At 68.5% G+C, this 1,316-nt stretch carries 2 protein-coding genes; one reads left to right on the forward strand and one right to left on the reverse strand.

Going from position 1 to position 1,316, the window contains the following annotated elements:
• Nucleotides 1-28: 28 nt before the first annotated feature.
• Nucleotides 29-382 (reverse strand): DUF1844 domain-containing protein, encoded by a 354-nt coding sequence (locus ACWEVN_RS47915; protein ID WP_452055721.1) that lies wholly within the window; start codon nucleotides 380-382, stop codon nucleotides 29-31.
• A 189-nt stretch (nucleotides 383-571) separates the two neighbouring features.
• Here ACWEVN_RS47915 and infC point away from each other — a divergent pair, with 189 nt between their 5' ends.
• Nucleotides 572-1,192, forward strand: a complete 621-nt coding sequence (gene infC / locus ACWEVN_RS47920) for a translation initiation factor IF-3 (RefSeq protein WP_086840451.1) — start codon at nucleotides 572-574, stop codon at nucleotides 1,190-1,192.
• The last annotated feature ends 124 nt before the right edge of the window (nucleotides 1,193-1,316 follow it).

The raw sequence follows: 1,316 nt of genomic DNA on the forward strand, positions 1-1,316 counted from the left end.
GCGGCCGCCCCCCCCCCCCCCCCCCGGCTCAGTAAACCGGCCCGGTGTACTTCTCCCCGGGTCCTTGCCCGGGCTCGTCCGGCACGGCCGAAGCCTCCCGGAACGCCTTCTGCAGCGACTGCAGGCCATCCCGCAACGGCCCGGCGTGCAGGCCGAGGTACTCGGCAGAGGCCGTCACCAGCCCGGCGAGCGCGGTGATGAGCCGCCGGGCTTCGTCCAGGTCGCGGTGCGGCGAGGTCTCGGGATCCGCGTCGGCGAGGCCCAGGCGTTCGGCGCCGGCCGACAGCAGCATCACCGCCGCCCGGCTGATCACCTCGACGCTCGGGATCTCCTCGAGGTCGCGGGAGGAATAAGGGGGCTGTTCGGAGGGTTGTTCTGACACGTCTGGTACCCTTCCACGAGCGACCAGCCCCCGAGCGATCGGGGGCGGCAAGTGGAGCCCCGCTCCCACCCGCGTCACCGTACAGGTGTCCGGGTCCGGTCTCACCCGTCCAGGGTGAAGGAGTGTCCTCCGGGGCACGATCGGAAACAGAGTGGGCCCCGCGCACCGAACGGTGTCGGGGCCTTCGCTATGTGGGCACCAGGTCGAAACGAGAACCGGAAACATTCCTCGGACCAAGGAGGCCCCATCAGCTCCGAGACACGCATCAACGACCGAATCCGGGTGCCGGAGGTCCGTCTCGTCGGACCCGCCGGCGAACAGGTCGGCATCGTCCGGATCGAGGATGCGCTGCGCCTGGCGCAGGAGAACGACCTCGACCTCGTCGAGGTCGCGCCGCAGGCCCGTCCGCCGGTGTGCAAGCTCATGGACTTCGGCAAGTTCAAGTACGAGAGCGCGCAGAAGGCCCGCGAGTCGCGGCGCAACCAGCAGCTGACCGTCATCAAGGAACAGAAGCTGCGCCCCAAGATCGACCAGCACGACTACGAGACCAAGAAGGGTCACGTGTCGCGCTTCCTGGCGGCGGGCAACAAGGTCAAGGTCACGATCATGTTCCGCGGCCGCGAGCAGTCCCGGCCGGAGCTCGGCTACCGGCTGCTGCAGAAGCTCGCCGAAGACGTCACCGAACTGGGGTTCGTCGAGTCGTCGGCCAAGCAGGACGGCCGCAACATGATCATGGTGCTGGCCCCGCACAAGAACGTGAAGCCGAAGGCCAAGGCCGAGCCCGCCCCCGAGCAGGCCCCCGAGGCGTAGGCGCCGACCAGCACGAGTCAGCGGCTCACCGGAGAACCGGTGAGCCGCCGCCCGGAAGTTGTGCGAAATGGCCAAGATTAATACCCACACGGGGAGTGCGGAAGAGCACCCCTCGGGAATACAG

This window comes from Amycolatopsis sp. NPDC003861, assembly GCF_053605405.1.